Raw genomic sequence first — 18,665 nt, forward strand, 5'->3', positions numbered from 1 at the left:
GAATAACGACTCTTCCGGCTCTTATCCGGCTGCTCGCGGCGGTCCTTACGGGTGCCTTCCTTTGGCAAATGCTCGCGGTCACCAACCGAGAAGTCATTACCAATGATGAAGGCTTTCACACCTATGCAGGATATCGCTATTGGCAATGCGCCGATTTTGGAGTGAATCCAGAGCATCCTCCGTTTGCGAAGATGGTTGCCGGATTGGTGCTTCAAATCGCGAAGATCCCGGCTCCGAGTGGGCCTTGTCCGGTAGTCTCCACGGCTAAGGGGTCAGGGTATGCAGATTCGGCGGAGTGGCTTTACAGCGCCACTGGTCCGAGCGCGGGAGCGAAGATCGATCGAGTGATTCCGCTCGCGCGTCGCGGGATGGCGACATTTGCACTGCTTCTGGCACTAACAGCCTTCTTCTTCACCCGAAGAATGTTCGGTGATCTCAGCGCTCTGGTAAGCCTCTCTCTCATCGCTTTCGAGCCGACCCTTGTAGCACACGGCTCACTCGTCACCACGGACATGGCGCTTTCAGCTACGAGCCTTCTCGCGGTGGCGTCATTTTTCCTGTTTCACCGGCGGCGCACTCTTCTGATGCTTCTGCTGGCCGGGTTCTGCTGTGGCTTCGCTCTCTCCGTGAAACATTCAGGAGTTCTGATCGTCCCGACACTTCTGCTCTTGGCCTTCGCGGAGCTCGCGTTTGATTGGAACCGCGGTGAGCAGTCGCGAACAAGCAAGGTATTGAAGGAAGCGGCGGCCGTTCTTTTCATTCTTTTCTTAGGCTTCGGGGTTCTTTGGGCAACTTATCACTTTCGCTATGCGGCCAGACCAGATGGGGCTCAGATGGCTATGTCACTAAACGACTTCATGGCGGATACGCGAGCTAAGGAAAACCACAGCGTCATCCTCAAGACGATCCCATTTCTTGCGCATCACCATCTACTCCCAGAGGCATATCTCTACGGCTTCGTTGATGTCCTCAGCATTTCCGATCCTGGCCAATCCGCATTTCTGTTCGGGCATTTGTATCCCCACGGCGTTCCCCACTACTTCCCGTGCGTCATCCTGATCAAAACCACGCTTGGAATGATCGGCCTCGCTCTCCTTTCTCTACTTGCGTTCAGAAAACACAGCTTCGACATACGGCCCTTCTACTTTCTGGTTCCCAGCTTAGTGTGGCTACTTGCGGGCATGGTCAGCACACTGAATATTGGATATCGCCACATCCTCCCTGTGATCGCGCCAGCTTGTTGCCTGATAGGTGTGGCGGTCGTCCACCTTTGGCGAACAAACGGGCGTTTCGTGCGTTCAGCTATCGCAATCTCGATGGTGGCGCACGTCGCTTCATCGCTTGCTGCATTTCCAAACGAGCTCGCTTATGGCAACGAAATCTTTGGAGGGGTTTCAAACAGCCACAAGCTCCTCACGGACTCAAACAACGATTGGGGGCAGGCCCTCCCGCAGGTCGCGACATGGTTGAAAGACAATCGAGTCTCCGATTGCTCGTTTGCCTACGACGGCTTCGCAAGGCCGGACCATTCAGGTATCGGTTGTAAGCGCATCATCGCCAATCTTTTCGAGCTGAATGGAGATAAGGGCGAAGCCCAATTGTCTAGGGTCCAGTCCGGAACCTTCATTATCAGTGGTCTCAGCTGGTCAGGCATCGAATGGGAGCGTCCTGATCTCAACCCATACGAGGTGTTCCAGAAAGCAAAGCCCCGCGCAGTCATTGGCGGCGCAGACATGGTTTACACCGGGACCTTCGATATGAGCAGAGTGATAGCCATCAACCAACTCGCTGAAGCGATGAGGCTGAACGGCGAGAAACAGTTTTCTCAAGCACTCGAACCAGCTAGAGCCGCAGCGCATGAGATGCCCACTAGCTCTTTTGCACATTTAGCGCTTGCAAATGCGTTGGCTGGACTCGGTCTGAATGATCAGGCCCATCAGGAATACCAGAAAGCCGAGACAATCGAGGCTTCCCAACCAGAATGGTATTTCCTTCAGAGAGCCGAGATTCGTGCAGGCCTCGCTGCCACTGGCCACGCTTCCCGTTAGCCGCGAGATGATTTTACCGAGTCGGCTCGGAAGAACCTTCCTAGATCTCTTCCAAAGCCCGCCCGCCATGTGATTCAGCCGCTGCAAAATCTGCTAGATGCCGCAATCGCGGCCTTGTGAGATTTCCGCAAAACGAGGTTTTCGGAAACTACGATTTTGAACTTGCCGCAAACCTGACTTTGCAGGCATCCCCTCGACAACCTGAGTTGTCGTGGGTGCCCGAGATGCCGGCTTCTCGCCACGTGATTTTGAGCCCTCAAGTAAGATGACCGGTTGCTGCGGGAGAGCTTTGCGGGGGAGGATAGCGGTTCGCAGGAGCCTCGTAGAGGAACAAGAGGACGGAGTAAGGTGTCTATAGACATGAGGCCTCGTAAGAGCCGATGCGAACAACTCATCATCGATTGCAGAAGATTGCACCTCCTCTGGCTGCTGCCTGGATAGCGATCACCGTGTTATCTCCTCGACTGACAATCGCGCAATCCGGAAGCAAATGCACGGTGTTCGGTACTCCGCAAGTCAGCCCTGCTCTCGTGAAATTAGAGAGTGTTGCGACCCTCTCCGCCTACAAAAAAGGCATCCCAATTCATGTCACCCTGACCGTCCGAGCTGGCCAAGAGGGTGTCTATCTGCCAGACTTCTTTGGGGCTTTCCAACAAACGTGCAGTCATGGCTTTGCGACTGAGGTACTAACCCTTCAAGGCAGAGCTGCCAATCCGAATTTGCCAGGATGCGCCTATACAGGTGGGGCTCCGAAGATTAGATACGTCAAGCTCAAGCCTGAAGAGATTCGCACCTGGAAAATCGATCTTCCAACGAAGGCGATCGCTCCTGGCCAGTACTGTCTCTATGCGGAATACCTGAGTCCTGAAGAGTTGATCGGCTGGTCCGTGAACTTGCCTGATGACAAAGCATTAGTGGCCAAAGGTCGGATTACTGCTACGCCGATCGCAATTGAAATTCGGTGATTGACACTCATCGTCGTCCCATTCAGCGGCCATGACGCCTCGATCTACTTCGCCAGTCGTGTAATCGGGATAGTGCTCATACTCTCACCCGCATTTGTGCTTGTTTGCGGCGGACTTCTTTTGGTCCTCCTCGAATCGATATACGCGGATGTTCATTGGACCTCGAAATATCCTGTTTGCGTTGTCATCTCATCGGCGGTAGTGTTTTTATGCGGTTGTGTCACGGGTGGCGTTTGGCTGCGAAAGTCAAACGGCTAGCTGAAGTTGCCGAAAACCCAGACTTTGCAGGCACAACGGAATAGCGTCGGTGCAACGAGGAGATTACGTTTGATGAGGTTGCGCGGATCGGGGACTGGATGTCCGCTGTGCTCTAAGCCGGCATCCAGCCCATTTCGATCATAAGAATCCACACCACAACTGTGTTTACTGCACTGTAAGTGTCAGGTTGGTCGAGGTCTTTGTACCGGTGGTCGCATCCTTTGCAGTTACTACAATTGTGTAGCTCTTGGCAAGCTGGCTAGATGAACCATTGCTGCTGCAACCGCTCAAGCTAATCGCCGCGAATGACAGAGCCGCGAAGGCCAGCATCGCCGATTGGCGCGGTATCTGCCGAAGCCGCTTGCGCATCCCTACCAACGGCAGCAATAACAATCCAAACGCCACCGGCGCGAAGGGCCGTGTGGAGGGGGACTTCTCATCACGAGCCGTTTGGCTATTGCTGGTCTGAACAGCCAATGTAACCGAGGTCGCCCCACTCCCTGCCGGAAGTGTGGCCGGCGAGAAGGTCGCAGTTGCTCCAGTGGGCAGACCGGTTACGCTGAAGGCTACTGGATCTGGGAAGGTGGTTCCAGAACCCGGGGTTAGCATGAGGGTGTAGCTTGCTGCTCCCCCCGGAGTGGTTGTGGCACTGCCAGAACCAGGACTGGAACCGGGCGCAAGTGTGAAGGTCTGTGCGGCTATTGTAAAGCTCGTGGTCGCTGTGGCTGGAGCATAGCCGCCGCTGGCGGCTTGGCTGGCATTGAGTACCACGGTGCCTGCTCCTGTCAGCGTGACTGTCAAACCAGAGATGGTTGCGGGGCCGCTGGCTACCGCATAGGTGACTGCTCCACTCGAAGCCGAGGTTGCACTGACAGTGAATGGTGCATTGCCATAGGTTTGCGATGCGATCGCGGCGAAGCTCAGCGTTGGCACAACTGGCATCACGGTGAAACTGCTGGTCGCCGTCGCCGCACCATAGTTGCCGCTGGCAACCTGGCTGGCGTTCAGTATCACGGTGCCTACTCCTGTCAGCGTGACTATCGAACCGGAGATGGTTGCGGGGCCGCTGGCTACTGTATAGGTAACTGCTCCACTCGAAGCCGAGGTTGCGCTGACGGTGAATGGAGCATTGCCATAGGTCTGCGATGCGATCGCGGCGAAGCCCAGCGTTGGCGGGTCAAGTGCAGTTCCGCTCAACGCGATACTCTGCGTAGTGTAGCCGGGTGCCAATGCGTTAAGGTTGGTATCCGTCAGGACCAGCGCTCCATCGATGTTGCCCCCGATTGCCGGTGCAAAGCTGACGAGCAGCTGACAGGAGGCACCCGCTGCCAGCGTTCCTGCCGCCGAGGAACTGGCCCCAACAAGCGGGCATGCTGTTGCCCCCGTACTGTTCAGAGTGAAGTTCGTCGAGATACTCGGATTGTTCCCTGAAGCTGGAACCGGGAAGCTCAGCGGAGTATTGCCGATGTTCTCAACCGTCACCGTCTGGGCATCGCTCGTCGAGCCCGCAGTCGTCGCAAAGCTCAGACTCGATGGATCGGCGAAATCTAGTTTTACGACACTATTAGCTTGAGGGCTCGAGGCAAAGACATTACCGCTCCCATCGACCGCAATACCTGCGACGCCATTCACAGTGGCAATCGTGCTTTGGGTGTAAACGCCTCCCGACAACGTGTACTTATAAATAGCGAAGGGTTCCCCTGTATAGACGTTGCCGCTGCCGTCAACAGCGACCCCAAGGCCGGAAGTGCTCGAAATCGTGCTCTGGGTGTAGCTGCCGTCGGACGGGGTCTCCTTGTATAACGGCGAATCTCCGTTCCGGCTAGCGTAGATATTGCCATTACCATCTACCGCAAGCCCAAAAGCATAAACGGCTCTAGCAATAGTGCTTTGGCTATAGCCGCCGGCGGTTAATGTTTCTTTCAACACCCCGTAAGCAAGACTTCCGATATAGACGTTACCGCTCTCGTCAACAGCCACCGACTCCACATTGCCCAGGCCGGTGAAAGCAGCGCTTTGCGTATAGCCCCCTCGACTTAACGGCGTTTCCTTCAACACCTCCGTGGCATCTTGATCTGCAATATATACATTGCCGGCCCCATCCACCGCCACGCCAACCGGGTAAGCCAGACCGGTGGCTACCGTACTTTGCGTATAGCCGCTCCCTGTCCAGGTCTCCTTCACGACCGCGTTCTGGGGACTATAGGCACTGACGGCCTCCGCAATGTAAAGACTGCCAGCGGCGTCCTCTGCGATGGCGTAGGGGCTAACCACGTTGCTAAAGGGCAAAGTGTTCTGCGTACCTGGCAAGAAGTTCGCCTGCGGACCCGAGCCTGTGCCATGAACGTAACCAGTGGCAATCACATCCCCCGAACTGGACTGTAGCACCGCCGCGCCGTACCGGGTCCCGATCGACTTCGGCGTAAAAGTAACATTCACTAGGCAGCTTTCGCCGTCGGTGTACGTGAAGCTTGTCCCAAATGTAGTGCAGGTTCCTGTGGCTGTATCTGTGAAGTCCAGGCCCGCCGCGCCCTGGGTCACCACTGCTGGCTTGCCAATAGTGCCAGTGGTATCGAAGGTAAAGATCAATGAGACCGGTGAGTTTGAACTGCCAACGTTGATCATGCCGAAGTCTCCGGCTGACGGCGTCACTTTTAGTAAGCTGTTGTAAGTCGAGATAAAGACATTACCGCTCCCGTCCACCGCAACATAAATCGGAACCACAAAAATATAAGCACTGCTCCCGACCAAGCTTTGGGTGTAGCTGGCACCTGAAGGCGTCTCCATCAATACTTGACTGGCCTCCCGATCTCCAGGAGTCCCGTAGACAGCAATATAGACGTTGCCGTTTCCGTCCACCGCGACACTGCTGGGATAGTTCAGACCGCTGGCGATCGTGCTTTGGGTGTAGCTGCCATTCGAGAGCGTCTCTTTGAAGACCTGGTTGTTACCTCGATCGGCAATATAGACATTGCCACTTCCGTCCACCGCCACGGCATCGGGAAGAGAGAGATTGCTGCCTATCGTGCTTTCGACGTAGCTGCTTCCTGAAGGCGACTCCATCAGTACCCGACTGCCCTGCGGATCGGCGACAAAGACATTCCCGCTCACATCCACGGCGACGCTCCAGGCTATACCCACATTGCTGCTGATCGTACTCTGCGAATAGCTGTTACCAGACAACGTTTCTTTCAATAACCTACCGTTGTTCGAATCGGCAATATAGACGTTCCCGTTGGAATCTACCGCAACTCCCAAGGGCGAATTCAGACCAGTGCCTATCGTGGTTTGCGTGTAGCTACCACCCAGCAGTGTCTCCTTCAACACCCGATTGTTACCTGAATCTGCAATATATAGAGTGCCGCTCGCATCCACTGCGGCTTGCCGTGGATTGGTTAGACCGGTGAATGGCATAGTGATCTGGGACCCACTGAAATGGGCGGTCTGTGCATATGAGACTGAGCACACCACCCCCACTAGGACCGCCAGAACGATGCAACGTGCGGCCTCCACACCCACCTTACGAAGATGTCCAAACACAAAGTAAAAACGTACGAACGCGGCGAAATTGATCACGGAGACTCCCAGAAAAAGCAATTTATACAAAGGACGTGAATAGGGGGACCGCACTGGTCTAGTTACATGTGGCGAAACGCTGCTTCAGAATCAAGGAGACATCAAACTCTCCAGAGAACCCACAGTCTCAAGCAGAGCCGGAGCCGCCAACAGAATGCGACGCAAGTATTGTGGATACGGGAACCGAGCCAGAAGAAAGACGTCCACACAGGAGAGACTACGGAGAGATGGGAACATCGGAAGACGAAACCTCACGATATATAAGCGCTGCCTCTGCAGCCGGAATCGGATCTCCACGTGCATTTCCCTGCATGCACAGGAAGATTCTGCCACAGTGCCAGCACCAAGAATGCTTTTTCCCAATTGGTGAACCGTTACTACCGTACCACGAGCTTCCGGCTTATCGCTCCAAAATGACGGCCTCGAGTCTTGAGGCAATGTAAAGCCTGCCCTCAGGATCACCTATTTCCAAGAATCTATTCACAAGAGGGTCGGAAAAAACTTCGCTTTCTATTTCGCCGTTCCTCGATGTTGTATGTCTTGTCAGACAGTCAAACGATGCGCCGCACTCAGAACGGCGCGCTCTCACGTACCTTCAATTCCCTAATGAGTTGGAGCGCATCATCAGCAAAAAGGAGAGCTTGTGGACCCGACAGGGGCATGTCGCCTTTGATAATTTCGAGTTCAACAACGACCTTGGCAAGCGCTTTTCCTAAGAGGTCCACCTGTACGCGCAGGATCTCAGAATCGCCGTCGTCTTTCCGCGTGGAGCGGGCGGCAGACGGGATAAGGGTGTAAAAGGTAGCAAGGAACCTTTTCGCTACTTTCTCTTTCAGTCCAACTCGTCGCCCATTCCTTTTGTCTTTGTAGGGACAACCGTTCGGAGTTAGGACGTCTCGGTCCTCGTCAATGAATGAAACAAGCGCCTTCGCGGCTTGCAGTCTGGCACGTTCCAACAGAATTTGTTCGTCTTGCATCAAATTTCCTTGTCTGATTGATCTATCGGCTGGAGATGTTAGGGCATTCAGGACTACTTCCATCTCTCCGCGACCCGCGAAGGCCGCCTGGTGGACGTCTATCTGATAACCGCGCCCAACGGCAAGCCCCCGGCACATCCCGATCCAAACGCCCCCGAGAGCGTAGGGGGTGTTGCGTGGGGATCGGCGGGCAACATCGATGAGAACCACGGCATGCTCTGGCCGGCCGGAATCAACGCTGTGCGTAGCATCGACCTCATCAACGGCACGGTCGACGACTTCTGCCACATGCTTGAACAGGGCCTTGATCAACCGCTAATCAACGAAACCCATCTTGACGGTAAGTTCGATTTTCAGGTCAGAGCTGACGAAGGCCAGCAAAACAACTTCACCGAACGCCTCCGCACTCAGCTAAACCTCGTCGTCACGCCCGCCCAGCGCCGCGTCGAGATGCTCGTCTTCACTCCTCAGTAGAAAGTTACTGACGCGGCAATCCCGCGCGAGCAACTAATGACCTTCAACTGACAACTGCCTTCACGCGTAACTCGAAACGCTATTCCTCGCCCCACGCTCTTTGCTGATCCCGCTTCGCGTACCCGGTCTGCCTCAGCCTCGGCCGGGTTAGTCGGCCATCTTCCATATTCTGCTGTCGATTCTTCATGAAGCTCCCGAAATAACGGGGTTATGAGCAACTACGTCCAGTATTCTGAAGTTGCCGAAAACCCGATTTTGGAGGAGCTAAGGCGATGGTGGTATCCACCGATTGCCCGCACTTAACGGTCACGGGACGAGTTGTCAACGCAACGACGGTTCTCTCTACTCGGTCCAAATTGTTTGATCCAGGTTCAGACGTGGATGCAGCTCTTTCCTTCCCTAAATCAACGAATGCTGTCTCAAACGCGAGATAGGAGGGATCATGAATAGTAGCTGGCTTGACAATCTGAATATGATCTTTCTCGATTGGCATAACTGAGCCTTCGCACAACGTGCTGGCGCTTGCAGAGTCGACAATCTTCACGCCGTACGTGTCTTTCTCTTCATAGGCGCAGCGGCTGATTATCCGAAACTTCGCCGCCCGCCAATCCCTCTGCAAAATGTCTACATATCGGTCTGCATCGCTCGGTAACATGTCACTCAGTTGAGGATTTGGGCTAAGAGCCATTGCCAATCTTGTGAGGTCAGAACCTGTGGTCGGAGTCGAGAAGAAATAGATAAGGGGAACTTGTGTCGCCAGCGGTTGATAACGTGTGAGCAGTTTTCGAGTGAGAAGACCACCCATACTGTGGCACAAGAAAATGACCTGCTTGTGCTTTGTGAATATCTCATCTGCAACGAGGTTTATGTTCATCTGCTCGACGAGCTCGTCAATGGTGCTAGTAGCGTCAAGATACGAAGCCCGATACGCATAGACGTAAACATCTGCGTTATTGAGGCAGGATCAGTCGCGACTAACTTTGGCCAGTATGCTTGGCTGTCTGAATTAGTCCAGGTCGATTTGGCATCCCCGAAGATTCCGTGGACAAAAACAATGACAGTATCGGCATTCGAACGCCGGATGTACTGTGATTCCACTTGTTCAGTGATCGGGTGATCCTTCGTGGTATGACAACCTGAGCAGAGCAACGAGAACAAAATAAAGCCAAAAATCGGAAGCTTTTTTTCCTGCATGACGTGAACCTTGGTCCTGAAAGCACGAGAGTCGCTCGAACGAGACATTGCTTTGAGCTTTCCCGAACTCCAGATGAAAGTGTGATTTCAAATTGCAATTTTACCATTTAGAATGAATTACTTACGCTATTCTCTGGAATTGTGTTGGCAGTCCGAGAGCTCCAAGTCATGCTCAGAGTATGGCGAAGGCCTTTGGTTATCTCAGAGTCAGCAGCCAGGGACAGGTGGAAGGTGACGGATTTCCGCGACAGCTAGAGGCAATCCAGAAGTATGCCGCCGCTCATGACATCAAACTGGCTATTTCGTACTGGAAGGCCGATTTCGAGCTCAATTTACAACGATATTCTGTACTGGACTCAGAGCTATTGGATACAGATGGAATTCTTCAGCGATACGGGAGACTGGCTTCACGGGAGGCAACTGTACGAGAAGCTGGTTATTCGGTAACTTGCCGACATAGACCGACCTGAATAGCTTGATGAGTGACTCGGCCTGTTCTCACCAGTTGTGTGAGTCGCAAACGATTACTGGGATTCTCACTCGGCCGAAATCCTGAACCGGCGCGAGATCACCTGAGGCCGGCGGCAGTAGTTTTCGTGATGGTGCCGTTGGCGTCGTCGTCCTTGAGAGCCCAGATGAATGCGCCGCCGAGGCCCCCAGGAACGCGCGCGCGGACGTAAACCGTTTTGACCCAGACCGTGACTGGGTCATCGTAGGACCAGAAGGTTTGCGTGTTGGGATCGTAGAGCGACACGGCGAGTCGGCGCTCATCGAAGTGAGTCGTGTAGCCGGTCAGGCCGGTCACCGTGAGATAGGTGATCAGGCCGGGCGTTTGCAGATAGTCGCTCGAAGGAAACGAAGCTGGACCGGTTGCGGTTTGATACAGGCCATCGTTAGTTTTAGGAACGCCAGTCCAACCGCGAGCATACGTGGGAATGCCGAGGACGAGCTTTTCTCCGGGGACGCCGGCCTCAAGATACGAGCGAACCGTGTATTCGATGTAGAAATTCTCGGAGGCATCGGGATCCTGCTTGTCGTCGAAGAGGGGAGAAGCGTGATTGGTAGAAGTCTCCCAGGTGCCGTGGTAGTCGTAACCCTGCAGGTTGAAGAAATCTAGCTGGCGCCCGACTTCGGCTAGCTGTAGGTTGGAGAAATTCTGCTGGCCAGCGGGTCCGAACATCGTCAGCAGATAATGCTTGTTGTTGGCCTTCCCCAGGGAGTCCAGTTGCTTGCGAAATTCCTTGAGCAGCAATGTTGCGTTTAACGTGTCAGTGGCGGTGGGAAATTCCCAATCAATATCGATGCCATCGAAGACTCCCGCTGCAGAAACTCCGGGCGCGAGATTACCCTTGACGAACAGATCGATACAGCTGGAGACAAAGGCCTGGCGGCCTTGAGCGGTACTCGCAGCGGCCGAAAAACCGGCGGCCCCAGAGAGCGAGATCTCCACTTTCAGATTTGGATGCAGTTGTTTGAGCTGTTGCAGCGCGGGAAATTCCCGTACAGCGGGCCTGCGTATGGCGCGCCGCTAACGCTTGGAAGATACGGATCCTGATAGTCGGCCCAGCTGTCCGCTATGGCGCAGCCGGTCGGCGTGGCGTTGCCGAAGGCGTAGGTCAAATGCGTGAGCTTATCTGCGACGCCATTGGCCTGTAGATTCGCAATGTTGTAGCCGGCGAAATAAATGCTCCATTCTTCAAAGTAGCCGCCGACCACTTTGGATTTTTTGTCGTGGCCCAGCTCATTGGCGAGAACAGGGCGCGCAAGAAAAAACGGAATGAGCAGGCTGACGACGAAGAAGGTGAGGGCGCGGCCGGGAGGACCGACAGAGACACGAGTGGACATAGACTACCTCGAGGAGGGGATGCAAGCTGGCGAGAGGAATATACAACTATACAACCGCTTAGGCAACAGATAACCATATGTGCCGCATGGCGGTTCTCGACGAGTGATAAACGCCGAGTCACTCATCGAGGCCGGATTAGTACCGTGAAGTCGGCTTCAGGGAGGTAGTCGTAGCGTGCCGAGCGTGAGTTGCCGGTTAACCTCCTCCCACGCCGCCAAGCCAACCTTCTCAAATACTCCGCGTTACTCCCGAAACAAATGATTCAGAATCGCATTCATCAGCGGATCGATCACCACTACGTCGGCCGGATAAGACCAGAATCCAATCAGGTATCGAACCATCTCGCCCACCCGCTTTTTCACCCCTTCGCGAAACGCCTGTTGCTCCTCGATCGACAACTGCCCCAGCTGCAGACCATTCAGAGTGCTGTCGATAGGATTCGTATGCTTCGGCGTATATCGTATCGGTCCCAGCTCTCCTGCCTCACTCATCACCGGATCGGTCAATACCATCCGCGCCACCATCCGTCCGCGGTCATAGTCATGCACACGATACCGTTCGTCGAAGAACCCCAGAAAGCCCGTTAGATCTGCACCCGCCAGCAACTCCTCCGACACCGCGATTCCATAGATCCGCATATAGTCGCACTGTCCAAGATTCGCCGCCGTCTCAAACGCCAGCACCGTATCGCGAAACGCATCGGCGCGGTAGCTTCCTACCCCCAGACTCGCAATCTCCTCCTTGTACTGGTGTTCAATCCGCCGCCTGGCCTCAGCCAGACTCTCTTTTCCAATCTTCGCAACCTGCCTCGTCCCCGTGCGTGTAGGCTGCGTAAACAACACCTTCAGCAAACCATCCGCAGTCCGCTTCAGGCTTCCGCTCTTGATCTCGCCTGAACGTAGCTTCTCTGCCAGTTCACTAGCCCGAGCGTCCATTAGCGCAATCTGTTCATTCATCTCTACCGCAGTAATCCAGTCCTGAAACTCCGACTGGCTAAGCAGCACCTTCGCCCACCGCTTCATGATCTGGAAGTAGTCTGCAGTCACCTCGCAAAAGCTCGAGTCCGCGCTCGAAGTTCTCCCATGCGGCGACACAAACAAGTAGAACCTGCTGTCGTTGTACCAGTGCTTGTCGATGTCATCCACCAGGTTCTTCGCCATACCCAGTGGCTCGTTCTGTAACACTCCGCCGTCTGTGTAAGTAAATCTCGACGGGTCATCCGTCCACGGCTCAAGACTGCTTTTGGCATACTCCGCCCGCCTGCGGTCCATCTCCTTCGCCCTAAACGCCAGCGGATAAGCCCCGCTCGCCACCGACGCATCCGCCAGCTCACGCCACACCTCCGGCTTATCGCTCCCCTCCACACTCACCACACGCGTTATCTGGTCCTCGTGCCGCGTGTAAATAAACTTCCCGCAAGGCTGCATGTCATAGCCGTAGTCCACGCCGTTCAGGTTAGTCAGAGTCATCCCGAGAGAGATCGAACGCGCCGCGGCCAAATGCGTTATGGGAGCAGGCCAGTCCCCCGTCGCGTAGCGTCCCAGTAGCGTATCCTCTGCAATTTTCTCCACCATGTTCGACGAAAAAATCGATCGCAGCGGCGGCTCCACCTCACCCGTCTCTTCGTTCACCGTCTCCAGCAACCCGTCCAGGTTGATACGTTTCACCCACACGTTGTACAAAGGGTTGTCGTAGGGGCCACGAAACTCCTGAGCCGAGTACAGCATCTTCTGCGCCACAATCGCTGCCGTCATCGCGCCGGCCGAAGCACCCGTCATCACATCGATCAGGATTTTCTCGTCATCCGTCACGCCGTCGGCGTCGTTATGCTGATGAATCGCGTCCAGCACCTCATACAGCACCCCCGCCTCATAACTTCCCAGCGACACCGCACCCGCAATCGTAATAGCCAGCCGTTTCGGCATGTATCTCCTCGTAGAGGAGAATTAGAGCATCTTCCAGCACCCGGAACCATATACCTAAATGGGTATATTCCTTAGGGCGAGATAGTCTGTAACAATCAGAAGTCCCCGTCAGGTCCCGGGGTATGCGTCTTCAACGAAGCCCCGGCCAGGAACTGTAGTAAATGCAAAGAGCGTTCTTCATTACTCATCTCCTTTCGCTGAGATGGGAAACTAACAATATGGATGGGTGCATCGGCCTGTTAGCAACAGTTGAACGAGAGGGTCACTTGTTTGTATGGATAAGTTGTCGGGCTGAGGAGCACTTGGTGTACAAGGGCTGAACTCAGAAGAATCGGCTGATTCAGAGACATCCAAGGAGGCTCCTCGTGACCAGTATGAACTTCATCGGGTTGGACATCCACAAGAAGACGATCAGTTATTGCGTGAAGGACATCAGTGGCAAGGTGCAATCGGAGGGCAAGATTCCGGCGACGCGGCACGGCCTGCGGGAGTGGGTTGGGACGCTCGCGAAGCCCTGGACGGTGGCGATGGAAGCGACCATGTTTACGGGCTGGATCTACGACTACCTTCGACCGCACGCGGCAGCGGTGAAGGTGGCTCATCCCCTGATGCTGCGTGCCATTGCCGTGGCGAAGAAGAAGAACGATCGCATCGATGCAGGCAGGATAGCCGACTGCATGCGTTGTGACTTCCTGCCGGAGTGCTACATGGCACCGATGGAGATCCGGCAGCGCCGGCGCACGCTGCGCTACCGGAAGCTGCTGGTCCGGCAGAACGTCCAGTTGAAGAACAAGATCGCGCAGCTGCTGATGGAGTCCGGCGTCAGCTACAACAAGGAGAAGCTGCATCAGCAAGGATATTTCCACCAGGTTCTACCCGCGAACCCGGAGATCGACCCCTCGCTGTGGCCACTGCTGAAGCTCACGCGCGAGATGATCGAGCGCACCCAGAAGACGGAACGAGCTCTGCTGCGTTCGCTCGAAGCCGACCCACTGCTCGCAACGTGAGTCGAGCGGTTGATGACGATCCCTGCCATCGGCCACGTCACGGCGCTGACCTGGGTGCTCGAAGTCGGCGAGGTCGAGCGGTTCCACTCCGTCAAGCAGCGGTTCATCAGCAGGTGGCGACCCACGCGACTTAACGATCTGCGCCAAATCCAATGTCTGCGTCAGTCGTTCATATTCGGCGTCCGAAAGACTCTGGATGGTCAAGGCCTCAATGTGGCACGACCGTTTTATCTAGGAAGGATTTGCCTGTGTAGCCTGCCAAGAATCCGACGAAAACCCCTCCCCAAAAATCTTCCACCGAGAGAATCGGTTGTGCATCCTTTTTCCGAGCAAAGGCTACGACCGTAATTCCTGCGATCATCATCGCAGTGGCGAGAGACAACAAATAGGAAGCGATTGATCCCGGCGTGCGTGTGGTATTGACCAACGTGATCAGAGTCCGCTCACCAGTCAAGTCCTTTAGGAGGAAGCCGAAGAAGGATCCAATTAGAGCGCCAAAGAGAATCGCTTTCAAAGGTGCACGGATGTTCAATTGATAATCGGCTACGTCGATGTTCTTGCTCGAATCAATCTCATATTCGATCCGTACGCTGGACTGGTAGATATTAGGCGGGAAAAGATCGATCGATTCGTTTTCAATGTGAAAACTTGAATGATTGAGTTCCCCGGCTGTAACTCCGTTTCCAATGGACTGACCTGTTTATTCTCTGCAAGGGCCCTATGTAGTCGTTGCAATACATCCTGCTTGGCGACGTCGTAGTTATCCTTGTCGGTAGAATCAAGCAATTGCACGATGCTGTAAACATCAGAATCGGAGATAACATCCGCCTCGGTTTCAGGTGTCGAACTTAGAGCTTGGTTGCTCATCCGCGGCGATGTGTTCTCTTTTGAGGAACCGGGTAACAGGTCAACAAATTTGAACAACTTTTTCTGATGGCCCTTGACGGTGTTAATAGTTCGGGCGATTCTCCGGTTCCTATAGCTCCTTTCGAGAACAGCCACATCAATGAATTCGACCGGCAGCAAAGTGGTCACTGAGGTAATTTTCACCGGGACGTCATAGGGGTTGGTGATCCGTGTATAAATTGAAAACTTCGTTCCCGCTTCCAGCTGAGGCGAGGAAGTACTAATTTGATAGCGGAGTGGCCCCCTGATGGAGCGCTGCTTGTCGGTAGGCGGAGTTAGTACAGGTCCAGTAGCCATATCTTCCTTAATTTTGGTGTAACTGAGACCTTCAGGCCATGCACTGCACTTTGCCGTTCTCGATATGGCTCGATGCGTCGGTTGGCGGTTCTTTGGCCGCGATGGTATCCCTCGTGTCGTTTCCCAGCAATCTAATTCTCCGTCTTCGGTTTCTTGCCGCAGCCAAATATTTGGCGCGGAGATCGAACCAGTGAGTCGCCATTGGGGGCTAGAGCGATTATCCTTCCTCGGAGCTCTCCATTACCTTCTTTCAGTGACAACCCGGCTTGATACGTCGCAGACGAATTCTTGCTGAAGATGTAGTTGCCGTTCCAGTTTCCGACAAGCTTGTTTATCACCACACTCGTCCTTGAGTGCCTGTCGAGGAGTGGTGAGCAGTCTGCGCCCAACAGAACGTACAGTGAAACATGATCAGCAGAAACATGATTGGGCAATAACGCGCGCTGCTATGTGGCATGGATCCAGTCTCCTTATCCGCACATACCTCAATACAGATTCGCGTTTACATCAGTTCCCGCACACGCGAGCACTTCATCGTGAAAGGCTTTGGCAAATCTCGGCCCATCCTTCGCATTACTGATCGGAATTGGTAAAGACCCCTGGGCGCGAGAACTGCCATTTGGGAGCCGCTCGCGCAGGCGTACCGACTGATATCGTGTCGTCATTCCTCGACGACAAAACGGCTGATCGAGCTAGTCACAAGCGTATTACTTTGACCTATTTGTCGAATGAGATGATCCTGACACTTTTGACCTCAAATGTACTGGTACATGCGTTGACCTCATTGTCTACAGTCTTTCCGGGAGGAACGAAAGACACGGGATCACCTCTATGGCCGGGAGAGATCGTTCCCGATTCAGTGCCGCAGGTGTATTGCACGACAAAAGCGACGTTTTTCACTGAACATCATTATCATTCGCAACAGTCACGTGGAGAGTCGTCAATTCACCTGTGTTTGCGACATACGCTGAGACCGTCACGCCGCCACGTTGTGCCTCTTGACCATTGGCGGTGAAACTAATAAAGACCAAAATTGCAGCAACCTTAATCCAAAGTTTATCCATGCCCAGATCCTCCGAACGAAGCTGATTGTACTGCGTGGAATTAAGGGCCCTCAAGATATAAGGTCCGTTACAAAACCAAGACAAGACGGGTGAAAAGTGGTCTTTACATAAGGTCGGACTCCGCCGAATTACTGCCAAGTTTTACTACCTTTCATACGCCAGCTGGGTTCTACCGTCAATCAAATTAGATGTTGCACCTGAATTTATCTACCTTCGCCGACAAACGGGGACCGCTGGACCGTCATGAGCAGGTGTGCTGTTTGAATGCTACCCATTGTCTAAGAGCCGCGTAATGAAGGCGGCTTGTCTCCTAGGCGGGCTGATGTAGTACAAAATCAGGAAGCGCGGTGAAATTGTGAGATGAACAACGATTTCGCTTCACAGGAGCAAATCGGAAAAACTCGACGCACAGATCGCAGCACTTGCGAACCAAGTTTCGATTGATGGGCAGAAACAAACTGTGCTCCTAACCCTTCGAGACGACGTAGTCCAGGTTTGTGTCCAAAAGCCGATTTTGATTACGCCCTCGTGAAGTAACAAAAATGCATGTTATCCATTGGTTCTTCCGAAACATGGTGGAGAACACTTCAATGACAGCGGTGGGACAGTCCTCTCCCCTGTTTTGAATTTGTCTTGATTTATAGGTGTAGGCTATTCAGTCAACAGCCTCACAGATCAAGGAATCTCTTGATTCCCGTCGCGCCGTGCGACAAATTTCCGACGAACGCAGCCATCGGGCGCAAAAATGGGCAGACGAGCACTCGGAGGATCGATGCGATCACTTAGCGGATACAGAGCATCTGTTGGTTCGAACGTCGCAGGTTTGTCCGTTACCGCAACGTCGGATGTGCGTCACGCATTGTGCCTGTGAGCTGACGCATTCAGCGAGATGAGAGGTGACGCACCTGTCATACTTTGGGCGATTGTCCGCGTTCTTTTGTGTACCCTCTTTACCGAACTCCTCTTCGCACCACGAATAGATATTGGCGTTGCATTGTGCCTTTTTTTGGTTACAGCTCTGTTCAAGGTCGTCCGGTGAGGGATCACAGTTCGAGTAGATTAGACCAGATGGTCCCCGGGCGGCGCCAGGTACATCGGGGATTCGTACCTTTGCTGCCAAGGATGACGGATCAACTGAGGCTACGTTGGCATCCCACCATCCGCCGCTGGTCTTTTCTTGCCCGGGAGCTAAAGTGGCGGTGCAGCCCGACTCGGTCGCGGTTTGCCTTTCTTGTCTGTAAAACGAAACTGACAATCCACTTTGGCGACGTAAGAGTATGTATTTTTGAGCTTGTAATACATCATCCCATCGGGATAGTGCTTAAACGCGATTTGTATGCCGTTAGATTCGTTATCCTTCATAGGCATCCACGGGCCATAGTGGACTTGGGGTGGCTGACAAAAACAAGAAAGTTGTGCGGCCAGCAAGACAAAGGCTGCAAACAAGCGGCTCGATTTGGAATGAATCGAGTTCGTGCTTGCAAGTGTCATATTCACAATTTACTGAACTGCTGGCCAGTTTGTGAAAGTGTAATACGGATTTTGCTTCGGATCTGTCTGTACCTTTTTCATGTTGTCAGCAAAAAGCTGGGGTCGCGCAGCAACAAGGCACTGGACCGTATCGCCATAGCCGCCCGAATAGGCGTTGTATATCCATTCTTGCTGATAGTTTTTGCGCACCCAAGCCTGAAACTCTTTGCCTCTATCGGGGCCTTGATAGAGTTCCGAATAATAATGATGTGGAGGAGCAGCCGCATAACCGTTCAGTATGGGATCGTTTTTCCTCAACGGAACAGTAACAGAACAAAATCTGTAATCGTTAGAGATGATCTGTGCCATAGCTGGCTTTTCAACCACATGACTTGGTATGGAAGCCATTATTGCGATCCCCAGTAGAAAAGCGCCGGCACGAGAGAATTTATGGACAACTTTCATAACACCTCCGAACAACGCAATTTGAGGGGCCCATGTCGTAATGCCGCTATTCTCACATAAAACCAACCCAAGCGTCGGATTGACCTTCGGCGCGGGAAATTATCCAAAGTGCAGGGGACTATAGGATTGGGCAACGGTGGTATGAGACTCCAATCATCTCCTTCCCTCGTGAGCATAGGGTCCACGATGACAT

14 protein-coding genes are annotated in these 18,665 nt (G+C 53.7%); 4 read left to right on the forward strand and 10 right to left on the reverse strand.

Features of this window, described 5'->3' with window-relative positions; genetic code table 11:
- Positions 1–68: 68 nt before the first annotated feature.
- A complete protein-coding gene (locus RBB81_RS01260; RefSeq protein WP_423248060.1) occupies positions 69–2,048 on the forward strand; it encodes an ArnT family glycosyltransferase in 1,980 nt (659 codons plus the stop codon).
- Positions 2,049–2,449: 401 nt separating this feature from the next.
- The gene (locus RBB81_RS01265) at positions 2,450–3,013 is read left to right on the forward strand and encodes a hypothetical protein (RefSeq protein WP_179585944.1); all 564 of its coding nucleotides are present in this window, start codon (positions 2,450–2,452) and stop codon (positions 3,011–3,013) included.
- Positions 3,014–3,436: 423 nt separating this feature from the next.
- On the opposite strand, the gene RBB81_RS01270 is transcribed toward RBB81_RS01265, so the two are convergent.
- Complete coding sequence (locus RBB81_RS01270) at positions 3,437–6,847, reverse strand: hypothetical protein (protein WP_353072431.1); 3,411 nt, start codon at positions 6,845–6,847, stop codon at positions 3,437–3,439.
- Positions 6,848–7,416: 569 nt separating this feature from the next.
- Positions 7,417–7,824, reverse strand: a complete 408-nt coding sequence (locus tag RBB81_RS01275; RefSeq protein ID WP_353072432.1) for a hypothetical protein — start codon at positions 7,822–7,824, stop codon at positions 7,417–7,419.
- 90 nt (positions 7,825–7,914) lie between these two features.
- On the opposite strand from RBB81_RS01275, the gene RBB81_RS01280 reads away from it, so the two are divergent.
- Positions 7,915–8,298 carry a DUF3738 domain-containing protein gene (locus tag RBB81_RS01280; protein WP_423248046.1) on the forward strand — a complete coding sequence of 128 codons (384 nt, stop codon included), beginning with the start codon at positions 7,915–7,917 and terminating at the stop codon, positions 8,296–8,298.
- A gap of 208 nt (positions 8,299–8,506) precedes the next feature.
- Here RBB81_RS01280 and RBB81_RS01285 read toward each other — a convergent pair whose 3' ends face one another.
- From RBB81_RS01285 to RBB81_RS01300, 4 genes are all read right to left on the reverse strand, one after another.
- Complete coding sequence (locus RBB81_RS01285; protein WP_353072433.1) at positions 8,507–9,172, reverse strand: hypothetical protein; 666 nt, start codon at positions 9,170–9,172, stop codon at positions 8,507–8,509.
- Positions 9,173–10,060: 888 nt separating this feature from the next.
- Positions 10,061–10,942 (reverse strand): glycoside hydrolase family 18 protein, encoded by an 882-nt coding sequence (locus tag RBB81_RS01290; protein WP_353072434.1) that lies wholly within the window; start codon positions 10,940–10,942, stop codon positions 10,061–10,063.
- 2 nt (positions 10,943–10,944) lie between these two features.
- Entirely contained in the window at positions 10,945–11,337 is a 393-nt protein-coding gene (locus RBB81_RS01295) for a hypothetical protein (RefSeq protein ID WP_353072435.1), read from the reverse strand.
- A gap of 243 nt (positions 11,338–11,580) precedes the next feature.
- Positions 11,581–13,263 carry a patatin-like phospholipase family protein gene (locus RBB81_RS01300; RefSeq protein WP_353072436.1) on the reverse strand — a complete coding sequence of 561 codons (1,683 nt, stop codon included), beginning with the start codon at positions 13,261–13,263 and terminating at the stop codon, positions 11,581–11,583.
- A gap of 374 nt (positions 13,264–13,637) precedes the next feature.
- Between RBB81_RS01300 and RBB81_RS01305 the strand changes: the two genes are divergently transcribed.
- On the forward strand, positions 13,638–14,270 hold the full coding sequence (locus tag RBB81_RS01305; RefSeq protein ID WP_353073882.1) for an IS110 family transposase: 633 nt from the start codon (positions 13,638–13,640) through the stop codon (positions 14,268–14,270).
- Between the two features lie 208 nt (positions 14,271–14,478).
- Here RBB81_RS01305 and RBB81_RS01315 read toward each other — a convergent pair whose 3' ends face one another.
- From RBB81_RS01315 to RBB81_RS01330, 4 genes are all read right to left on the reverse strand, one after another.
- Entirely contained in the window at positions 14,479–14,802 is a 324-nt protein-coding gene (locus RBB81_RS01315) for a hypothetical protein (protein ID WP_353073977.1), read from the reverse strand.
- A gap of 11 nt (positions 14,803–14,813) precedes the next feature.
- Positions 14,814–15,473 (reverse strand): hypothetical protein, encoded by a 660-nt coding sequence (locus RBB81_RS01320; RefSeq protein WP_353072437.1) that lies wholly within the window; start codon positions 15,471–15,473, stop codon positions 14,814–14,816.
- Positions 15,474–16,369: 896 nt separating this feature from the next.
- Positions 16,370–16,537, reverse strand: coding sequence for a hypothetical protein (locus tag RBB81_RS01325; RefSeq protein ID WP_353072438.1), 168 nt, complete (start codon positions 16,535–16,537; stop codon positions 16,370–16,372).
- Positions 16,538–18,037: 1,500 nt separating this feature from the next.
- The gene (locus tag RBB81_RS01330; protein ID WP_353072439.1) at positions 18,038–18,472 is read right to left on the reverse strand and encodes a hypothetical protein; all 435 of its coding nucleotides are present in this window, start codon (positions 18,470–18,472) and stop codon (positions 18,038–18,040) included.
- Positions 18,473–18,665 lie beyond the last annotated feature (193 nt).

Origin of the sequence: Tunturibacter gelidoferens (assembly GCF_040358255.1) — a bacterium.
Lineage (GTDB): Bacteria > Acidobacteriota > Terriglobia > Terriglobales > Acidobacteriaceae > Edaphobacter > Edaphobacter gelidiferens.

Excerpts from the sequence above, each read along its gene's own strand:
- RBB81_RS01330 (WP_353072439.1), bottom strand. The coding sequence starts at position 18,472 with ATGAAAGTTGTCCATAAATTCTCTCGTGCCGGCGCTTTTCTACTGGGG.
- RBB81_RS01285 (WP_353072433.1), bottom strand. The coding sequence starts at position 9,172 with ATGAACATAAACCTCGTTGCAGATGAGATATTCACAAAGCACAAGCAG.
- RBB81_RS01300 (WP_353072436.1), bottom strand. The coding sequence starts at position 13,263 with ATGCCGAAACGGCTGGCTATTACGATTGCGGGTGCGGTGTCGCTGGGA.
- RBB81_RS01275 (WP_353072432.1), bottom strand. The coding sequence starts at position 7,824 with ATGCAAGACGAACAAATTCTGTTGGAACGTGCCAGACTGCAAGCCGCG.
- RBB81_RS01260 (WP_423248060.1), top strand. The coding sequence starts at position 69 with ATGCTCGCGGTCACCAACCGAGAAGTCATTACCAATGATGAAGGCTTT.
- RBB81_RS01305 (WP_353073882.1), top strand. The coding sequence starts at position 13,638 with ATGAACTTCATCGGGTTGGACATCCACAAGAAGACGATCAGTTATTGC.
- RBB81_RS01295 (WP_353072435.1), bottom strand. The coding sequence starts at position 11,337 with ATGTCCACTCGTGTCTCTGTCGGTCCTCCCGGCCGCGCCCTCACCTTC.
- RBB81_RS01325 (WP_353072438.1), bottom strand. The coding sequence starts at position 16,537 with ATGGATAAACTTTGGATTAAGGTTGCTGCAATTTTGGTCTTTATTAGT.
- RBB81_RS01320 (WP_353072437.1), bottom strand. The coding sequence starts at position 15,473 with ATGGCTACTGGACCTGTACTAACTCCGCCTACCGACAAGCAGCGCTCC.